Below are 10,052 nucleotides of genomic sequence, written 5' to 3'. Positions count from 1 at the left end.
AGAACCAGACAAGCCAGTAGAGCCAGATAAGCCAGTAGAACCAGATAAACCAGTGGAACCAGAGAAACCAGTAGACCAAGATAAAAAGCCAGTTATTCAAAAACCACAATTAATAAAACCTAATAAACTTCCAGCTACAGGATTTAATGGTATTTTTGAAGTTGTATCAGGAATGGCTCTTATAGGAAGTGGATATAAATTATTTAGAAAAAAATCAAATAAATAATATTAAAAGTATTTTATAAGATTGCATAAATTATTATGCAATCTTTTTTAGTTTTTGGAAAATTATATAATATATTTATAATTATTTTTTATAATAGCGTTCTTGAAATAGAAATTAAGCTATTTAAGTTTTTTTCAAAGAAATTATAATATGCACCGCAATATTCATTTAAAGGAATTCCAGCTTTATCGAAGTGAGTTCTATACCTTTTGCATCCACCACGGCAAAGTTTAAAATACTTACAATTTATACATCTAGCTGATAATTCTTTTGATTCATTTATAAAATTTTTTAATATATCTGAATTAGTTATTTCTTTAAAGGAATTAATATTTATATTTCCTAGTTTATATTTATCAGTTGCATAAAAGTCACAAGGGTAAATATCACCATTACTTTCTATAACAAAATAAACACCACATACTCCAGACATTGTACAGTTTTCAGGTGGTTTATTTAGAAGCATTCTAACATAATTATCAAATTGCCTTATACTTATATAATTATTATTGAAATAATCATCTTTATATAATTTAAATAATGTATTTAAAGCATAAAGATAATCAGTATCTTTTAGATAAAAATCTTTTTGTGATTGATTTAATAAATTAGTATTATCAATATTAAGTTCTTTTATGCAAGGAATAAATTGCAAGTATTTAAAATTTTCTTTTTTAAAGAAGTTATATACCTTTTCTATATGTTTTGAATTAAAAGATGTTAAAACGCAAAGTATATTAAAGTCAACTTCATACTTTTTAAGAAGTTCTATAGAGTGTTTTACTTTATTAAAACTTCCTTTATATTCAGATTCTAATCTTAATGTATCATTTATATCTTTTGGTCCATCTAATGAAATTCCAACTAAAAACTTATTTTCTTTGAATAATTTTATAAAATCTTCTTTTAAGTTGTATCCATTAGTTTGGATTGAATAAGAAACTTTAACTTTTTTTATATTATATTTATTTACTAAATTTATAAAGGCTTTAAAATAATTAATACCACAAAGAGTTGGTTCGCCACCTTGAAATGCAAAATTTATTGAAGTATAGGTTTCATTAAAAATATTTTTTATTAAATTTTCAGTTGTATTTAGTGACATAAATGAATTATTATAAAATTTTCTGTTTTTTGCAACATCTTTATAAAAACAATATTTGCAATTTAAATTACAATTTGAAGATGCTGGCTTTATTAATAAGCAAATACTACACATAAAAATCCCCCCCTTTTTATATAATTATAAATGGTTATGGCTATGTATTCCTTAATAAAAAATCGACATATTTCCAAGGAAATTTAACTTATAAAATAAAGTAAAGAGTATTTTTTAGACTTTTTTATAAGAAATTAAAATTTGAAAAAAACGGATTGATAATAATATATGTATGTGATAAGATGTTCTCTAGCGTCAAAAATAATTATGTAAAAAAAAGGGAGTGACAAGCCTTGGATACAACAGTTAAACCAGAAAAGGAAAGAATATTAAGTAAAAAGAAATTAATTGGTAACTTTATATTAATATGCGGAATAATGATATTTATATCAATATTTTCAATGTTTTTTGGATCAGCAAATACTTTAGTTGGAGTTACTATAATAACTGCAGTACTTATGTTTAATGCTATGGATGTTAGTATAAAATTTAAAAGTGCAATAGCATCAATTATATTAGTATTCACTCTTATGGGAGTAACTTCTTATGTTGGGATGCTTAATGCTTTTTTAGGAGTACCTTTAAATTTTATATCAGTATTTATAATTGTATATACATTTTCAAATAGGGTAGAAACAAAAGCATATCTTCCATTTATGCTTTGTTATGTATTTATGCAAGGTAGTCCAATACAAGGAATGAAAGAGTTTTCTTTAAGAATAGCATCACTTTTTATTGGAAGTATTATAGTTTCATCAGTATATTATTTTACTCACAAAAAAGCAAAAGATGATGATAAGAGAAGTATAAAAGAAATGTTTAGTACAGGCTTTGATATAAAAAGTATACAAGCTAATTTTGCATTAAGAATGGCAATTGGTATAACTGTAGCTATTTTTATAGGAACTATTTTTAATTTTGAAAGAGGAATGTGGATAAGTGTAGCTGTATTATCACTTACACAACCTTATTATCAAGATACTAAAGAAAAAATAAAACAAAGAATATTTGGTAATGTAATTGGAGCAATAGCTTTTGTAGTTATATTTTGTATTATAGTTCCAAGATCATTAGATTCAATGGTTATATTTATAATGGGTTATATTTATACTTTTATAAATGAATACAAGTATAAAATGATATTTACTACACTTAATGCACTTTCAGCAGCTATGATTTTATTTAATGCTACTGTTTCAGTTCCAATGAGAATTGCATTTTTATTACTAGGAGTTTTAATAGCAATAATAGTAAATAAATCAATGATGCATTTTGAGGAAAAAGAAAGTTTAATGAATAAAAGTAATGAAAATAACAAACTTAACAGTAATAATGCTTTTAGTAATTAATAGTTTATTGAATTTTATAGGTTTAGTTTCAATAAAAAATTATAGAGATTAAAGCTTTTGTAATTTAAATGAATTTATATGAAAAATTTAAAAAATAAATAATTTTAGATTGTACACATATATTTAATTGTTTTATAAAAAACTATTAAACATTTTTAACTGCTGTTTGTTGAAAACATTAAATCAGTGTGATACCATACAATAATAATGTAATAAATTAACTATAGATAAAGAGGTATTTTAATATGGATTCAGAAAATAATCTTGGAAAATTAGAACAAGAATCAGTTAATAAAAATGAAAATAAAATAAATAAAAAGCAGTTAATAGGTAATCTTTTAATGATGGTTGCCATAATGATATTTATAGGAATATTTTCAAAGTTTTTTGGTTCATCAAACACATTAGTTGGTGTTACTATATTAACAGCTGCACTTATGTTTACATCAATGGATGTAAGTTTAAAATTTAAAGATGCAATAGCATCAATAATATTAGTATTTACACTTATGGGAGTAACTTCTTATGTAGGAATGCTTAATGCATTTATAGGAATTCCATTAAACTTTATATCAGTATTTATTATTATATATACTTTTTCAAATAAACTTGAAAGTAGAGCTTATCTTCCATTTATGTTATGCTATGTATTTATGCAAGGTACTCCAATAAAGGAAATAAATGAATTTTTTATAAGAATAGCAGCTTTATTTATTGGAAGTATTATTGTTGCTATTGTTTATTATTTTACTCATAAGAAAGCAAAAGATGATGATAATAGAAGTATAAAAGAAATGTTTAGTACAGCATTTGATATAAAAAGCATACAAGCTAACTTTGCATTAAGAATGGCAATTGGTATAACTATAGCGATGTTTGTAGGAACATATTTTGGATTTGAAAAGGGTATGTGGATAAGTACTACTGTTTTATCTCTTACACAGCCTTACTATGAACAAACTAAAGAAAAGATACCACAAAGAATATTTGGAACAGTAGTTGGTGCAATAGCATTTATTATAATATTCTATTATATAGTACCAAAATCATTAGATTCTATGGCTGTTCTTGTTATAAGTTATATTTATATGTTTGTTAAACCATATAAATATCAAATGATATTTACTACACTTAATGCACTTTCAGCAGCTATGATTTTATTTAATTTTACTGTTTCAGTTCCAATGAGAATTGTATTTATGTTAGTTGGGATTGTTATAGCAATAATTGTTAATAAGTCTATGATGCATGTTGAAGAGAAAATAGATGAAAAAGAAAATTCATTATAAGATATATTGAATAAAAAGAACTATAAATACAAAAAATTAATTTGAAAGTAATTTTGTATAGGAGGGTTCTTTTATGGCTAAAAAAGATCAACCATCATCATGGGAAAGTAAAAGATTTAAGACACCACAAAAAAATGATGTGGATCCAGTACCAGAAATTCAAGGTAAGAAAAAACATAAAAAATAAATATGTGAGTTAAGCAAGGATTTTAAAATAAAAGTCCTTGCTTATTTTTTATTATAATATTTTAAAAACGAATTTTATTTTATTGTTTATTTAAAGTCTACTTAAGTAGTCTTTTTTATGCAATTGATAACATAATATGTTAAAATTAGTTATATAATACAAGTAACTAGGAGGACATATGAAAGTGACATATATTAATGAATATACATTCCTAAAAGGAAAAGGAATAAAATATGCAATATTAGTTGATAAAAATAATAACTTAAAGGTAATTCCATATAACTTTGATTACTTAACATTTTTACTTGGTGGAATAGCAAGTTTAATAAGGAAAGAATTTATAAAAGGTGTTGGATTATTATTAGTACAGTGTCTTTTAATTTTTTTAATAGGAATACCATTTGGATTTTTGGCTAATTTTCTTTTAACTTTTGTAGTTTCATTTTTCACAGGAAAAGAATATGTTAATAAACTTATAAAGGATGGTTCAATAGCTTTTGAAGAATACAAAGAAAATGGATATGACTTAGAGTATAAATGTGGAGAAGACATAAGCAGAACTAATGAGAAAAAAGGCAAAAGAATGATAGATGAATATAAAAGTAGCATGAAAAAACAAAATAATTCTTTTTATATTTGTGGAATTGGAATTTTAATAGGATTATTTATAATGGGAGGCTATAAAGTTAGAAGTTTAGACTCAGAACCTACAAATGTAAATGTACAAGCTTCAAATATACAAGAGGAAGATAAACTTAAAGATATTAAATTACCTGAAAAATTTGTATTACTTTTAACTAAAGGTGATGATTTACAATATTTTTCAATAGTAAATTTAAATGAAAAAGATAAAAATGTTAATGGAAAATACTATGATGGAAGAGTACTTGTTTCAGAAAAAGATAGTTCAATTCCATTGAATGAGATATTTAAGAAAAATGGTAAAGTACCAAGCTTTGTATTTAAAAAATATTTTGATATAGATAAAAATATTCCAGAAGTAAAAATTAATATTTTAGAAGCTGAAAAGGTGTTACCAAATTTAAAGGATAGTGATATAAAAGAAAAGTTTAAAGATATATTAGTTAATTCTACTAAGCTTTCAGAAGATCAGTATGAAAATTTCGTAAAATGTATAACTTATTTAGGAGATGATAATTCAGAAGCAAAAGGTGATTTGGATTACAATTATGTTTACTTAAAATATAAGGAATTTATAAATGGAGTAAATATTAAAGAAAATTATAACTTTAATAAAGGTAATTATTATGAACTTGGATTAGAAACTTTAGCATCAAGAGATATAGTAATTAAATACAAAGATAAGTTAAATGGAAGTATTGTTTATTATTTAAATAATAATGATGTTGAAAATAATCAATCTATAAAAGATATTAAGAAAAAAGCGGCAGAAATAGAAGAAGAAAAAAGAAAGAATCGTGAAATAGAAGAAGAACGAAATAATAGTAATAAAGGAAATAATAGTAGTTCAAATAATTATTATAGACCATCTTATAATACTAATTCAGGATCTAATTCAAATACAAATAATTCTTCAAGTGAAAATAAACCAAGCAAACCAAGCAAACCAAATAAACCAAGTAAACCTAATGATGATAAAGGTAATTCTAATAATGAACCAAATAAGCCAGGAGATGAAAATCAAAATGGAGGGGAAAATGGAAATGAAAACTCCGGTAATACAGGTGACGGAGAAGAAGGTAACTTAGAAAATTAATAAAAAATATATGCAGAAATTGTAAAAAAGTTTAATAAACAGTTAATAAACTAACTATTGTGTTGAGGGTGAATTTTTTTAATGATAAACTTAAGTATATTAAAAAATTTAAACTTAGAAACTTTGAGATGTATTCTGTATTTGGGCACTTGGAATGCATTGAGTTAGTAGTGCAACCGGCTAATTTATTTTGAATGATACATGTAAATATTTATATGTTTTGTTTGTATGTAAATTAGCTTTTTTTATTGGGAAAATTAATAAAATGTAAATAGAAAATAATAATATAGGAACTTTGAAGTACATTCTGTATTTGGGCACTTGGAATGTATGGAGTTAGTAGTGCAACCGACTAATTTATTTTAACTAATATGTAGTTTATATATGTATTAGTTATATGTAAGTTAGTCTTTTTTATTTTATAAAATTAAAATGAAATAATATAGGAACTTTGAAGTATATTCTGTATTTGGGCACTTGGAATATATGGAGTTAGTAGTGCAACCGACTAATTTATTTTAGCTAATACATAGTTATATATGTGTTGGCTATATGTAGATTAGTCTTTTTTTATGGAAAATATTAATTTACATATAAAGGTTATGAAATTTAGGAACCTTCAAAATTTAAGAGAGGAGAGAAAGTATGAGTAACAAAAGAAAAAGATGTTTTACTCTTTTGTCCATGTTTGTAGTTGTAAACATGATTACTAGTATGTTTTTACCTAGTGTCTCGGGGAATGCTGCAACAAGGTCAACAAATTCTACTTTGGAAGTTAATATAACTAGTAATAAAACTAAAGTTGAATCTGGTGATCAAATTGAATTTAACTTGGAATATAAAGTTGTTGGTGGACAAGGTGCTATAAAAGAGGGGGATGTATTAGAATTTAATTTACCTGATGAATTTTATAACATAAAACCTAAATATCCGCCAGAACACTTTAAAGATGTTCAAGTTAATGGAACTAATGTAAGGGCAATATTTAGTAAAGGTGCAGCTACGGCAATAGGTGGCTATATGTCAATAAAGGCTACAGCAAAAGATGTAAATAAGGATACACCAGAAAGAGTAGAAGTTAACGTGAATGGTGTAACAAAATATTTGGATATTTCTATAGTTCCTAAGGAAGGTAATCCAGATCAAGGGGGAATCATAGATAGGCAACTAATAAAAACAGTTGATGGTTCTGTTGGATATGAAGATGGAAAGTTATTGGCCAATATTAGTAAGCCTGTAATTGGAAAAGTCCAAAGATATCAAATTCTTTTAAATGAAAAAGGTGCAGTTATGTATAATGCTGTTTTGGATGATAAGTTACCGCCAGGTACGGTACTTTTACCAAATTCTATAAAAGTATTTGAAGTAAATTATTCTAGTGGTGTAGAAAGAGATGTAACTAATGAATTTAGAAGCAGAATATCTTATTCATCTGATAGATTATATATAAATATTGGTACTTCTCAAAGCACATATAGGATACAATATTCAACCAAATATACTAATGAAAGTGACAAATATATAAATACAGCAAAGCTTTCACAGTATCAAAAACCGGATATTGTTAGTTCAACTATAGTTAGACCAGTTGAAAAAAATGATATGGTTTCCAAGTCTTATAGTAGTGATAATGAAGTTAATAATGAAGATGGAAGTAAATCATATTTTGTAAGTAATATTGGAGATATTGTAGATTATTCTATACAAGTTAATCCAAATAATGCAAATATGAAAAATGCTGTATTGGAAGATGTTTTCCCAAAAGGAATGGAACTTGTAGATGGAAGTATTAATATTTCACAAACAGATGAAAATGATAAATTTTCATGGGTAACAAATAATTTTAAAAGTAAAATAAATGTTTCTAATGGAAAAATGATAATAAATTTTGGAAACACAAGCAATAGTTATGATGTAAGATATAAGCTTAAAGTTGTAGATAGATATAAGGAATACAACAATAATGCAAAAATATCTTATGATGGAAAATCACAAGATATAAATTCAGAAATAAATTATGAGCTGAATGCAGGAGCTATAAATGCACAAAAATTAGTTGATAAAACAGAAATTAAAAAAGGTGATAATCAACTTGTAACATATACAATAAATTTTGATTGCTATGGATATTTTAATCAGAATTATTTAAAGTTAATTGATGAATTAGATAGCAGGCTAAAAATTGTAAGTATTGATGTTCCAAAACAGTTTACTGCAAAAGCTGATGGTAATAAAGTTACTGTAGTAAATGATAAAGGCTCAATAGATTATGGTGAAAAACTTCAAGTGAAAATAAAAGCAGACTTTAGTAATGTTCCAAATGGTACAACTATAAAAAATGTTGCTAAAATAGATAAAGCAACAACGAATGAAGTTGAAACAAAAAAAGGATATGCTTTTGAAGCTAAAAAGATAGATAGTTTTACAAAAGATATATTAAGTGGAGCTAAATTTGAAATATTAAATAGTGATAAACAAGTTGTAAAAACAGTAACTAGTGATACTTCAGGAATAATAAAAGCAGATTTAGATAGTGCCGGCGATTATTATATTAAAGAAGTAGAAGCTCCAAATGGATATAATTTAGATAATACTGAAAAGAAATTTACTATAAAAGATAGCGATATAGGAACTGTTGTTAATATAGGAAATATAGAGAATAATATAAAGACAGGTTCTGTAAATCTTTTAAAAGTAGATAGTGAAACTTCAGAACCATTAGGTGGAGCTGAGTTTAAATTATATTCTATAGATAATAAAGAAATTGGAACATATAAGACAAATAAAAATGGTGTAATAAATGTAAGTGATTTAAGACCAGGAAAATATTATTTTGAGGAAACAAAGGCTCCAGAAGGATATAATATTTCAAAGTCAAAGTATGAATTTGAAATAGAGCTTGGAAAAACAGATAAAGCAGTAGAAATAACTGCTAAAAATGATATTAAATTAGGTAATGCTATATTGACTAAAGTTGATAGTGAAACAGGTCAAAAACTTGAGGGAGCTGAATTTGATTTATATAAAATCAATACAACTAATAGTTTAATAAAAGAAAAGATAGGTAGTTATAAAACTAATAAAAGTGGTGAAATACAAGTTAGTAATTTAAGACCAGGAAATTATTATTTTGTAGAAACAAAAGCACCACAAGGTTATGAAGTAAATAGTAATAAACAAGAATTCATGATTACTTTAGGACAAAGTGATAAACCAGTTTTAATAACTGTTAAAGATGATATTCAAAAAAGTAAAATTGTAGTAGTTAAAATAGATGGTGAAACTGATGAACAACTTCAAGGTGCAGTATATGGTCTTTATGATTCAAAGGATAACTTAATTGAAAAAGTTACAACTGATGAAAATGGACAAGGGATAGTAAATGAAAGATTAAGACCTGGAAATTACTACTTTAAAGAAATAACAGCACCAAAAGGGTACAATCTAAATAATGAAAAATTATCTTTTAAAATAAAGTCAGATGGAACAAGTGATAAGAATCAAATAATTGCAAAAGATTCAATAATACTTGGATCAGCAAAACTTATAAAGGTAGACAGTAAAACTGGAGGAAAACTTCAAGGCGCTGTTTATGGAGTTTATGACTCAAATAACAAATTAATAGAAAAAGTAACAACAGGAAGCACTGGAGAAGTAAGTACAAAGACAGACTTAAGACCAGGAAAATATTACTTCCAAGAGATAACAGCACCAGTTGGATATAACTTAAATAACACAAAATATCCATTTGAAATAATACTTGGAGAAACAAATAAAGCTCCAGTAGTAACAGCAAATGATGACGTTGTTTTAGGTTCAGTAAGTCTTGCTAAGGTTGATAGTGAGACAGGAGAAAAGCTTCAAGGAGCAACATTTGATTTATATGAGACTAATAGCAATTCAGTTGGCGTAAAACTTGGAAGCTATACAACAGATAAAAATGGTGTAATAACAGTTGGAGATTTAAGACCAGGAAGTTATTATTTCGTAGAAACAAAAGCTCCAGAAGGATACAATTTAGATAATTCAAAACATGAATTTAAAATTATTTTAGGTGAAGCAGAAAAACAAGCTTCAGTAACAGTAAAAGATAATATTAAAAAG

Annotated in this window: 6 protein-coding genes and 3 riboswitches; of the genes, 5 read left to right on the top strand and 1 reads right to left on the bottom strand. The window is 25.3% G+C overall.

Features of this window, described 5'->3' with window-relative positions; translation table 11 throughout:
- On the top strand, nt 1-226 hold a 226-nt coding region (locus O212_RS0115555; protein WP_024615975.1), incomplete at its 5' end, for an LPXTG cell wall anchor domain-containing protein.
- Nucleotides 227-314: 88 nt separating this feature from the next.
- Here the strand turns inward: O212_RS0115555 and O212_RS0115550 are convergent.
- A complete protein-coding gene (locus O212_RS0115550; protein WP_024615974.1) occupies nt 315-1,445 on the bottom strand; it encodes an anaerobic sulfatase maturase in 1,131 nt (376 codons plus the stop codon).
- Nucleotides 1,446-1,678: 233 nt separating this feature from the next.
- On the opposite strand from O212_RS0115550, the gene O212_RS0115545 reads away from it, so the two are divergent.
- From O212_RS0115545 to O212_RS0115525, 4 genes are all read left to right on the top strand, one after another.
- Nucleotides 1,679-2,734 carry an FUSC family protein gene (locus O212_RS0115545; RefSeq protein ID WP_024615973.1) on the top strand — a complete coding sequence of 352 codons (1,056 nt, stop codon included), beginning with the start codon at nt 1,679-1,681 and terminating at the stop codon, nt 2,732-2,734.
- Nucleotides 2,735-2,979: 245 nt separating this feature from the next.
- Entirely contained in the window at nt 2,980-4,023 is a 1,044-nt protein-coding gene (locus O212_RS0115540) for an FUSC family protein (RefSeq protein WP_024615972.1), read from the top strand.
- Between the two features lie 365 nt (nt 4,024-4,388).
- Nucleotides 4,389-5,948, top strand: coding sequence for a hypothetical protein (locus O212_RS0115530; protein ID WP_024615971.1), 1,560 nt, complete (start codon nt 4,389-4,391; stop codon nt 5,946-5,948).
- Between the two features lie 107 nt (nt 5,949-6,055).
- Nucleotides 6,056-6,139, top strand: a riboswitch (cyclic di-GMP riboswitch).
- 88 nt (nt 6,140-6,227) lie between these two features.
- Nucleotides 6,228-6,311: riboswitch (cyclic di-GMP riboswitch) on the top strand.
- A 72-nt stretch (nt 6,312-6,383) separates the two neighbouring features.
- Nucleotides 6,384-6,467: riboswitch (cyclic di-GMP riboswitch) on the top strand.
- Nucleotides 6,468-6,593: 126 nt separating this feature from the next.
- Nucleotides 6,594-10,052 (top strand): SpaA isopeptide-forming pilin-related protein (locus O212_RS0115525; protein WP_024615970.1); only part of this gene is annotated, 3,459 nt, incomplete at its 3' end.

Origin of the sequence: Clostridium sp. Ade.TY, from assembly GCF_000498355.1 — a bacterium.
In the GTDB taxonomy this organism is placed as follows: Bacteria; Bacillota; Clostridia; order Clostridiales; family Clostridiaceae; genus Clostridium.
This window is presented reverse-complemented; position numbering and strand designations above follow the sequence as displayed.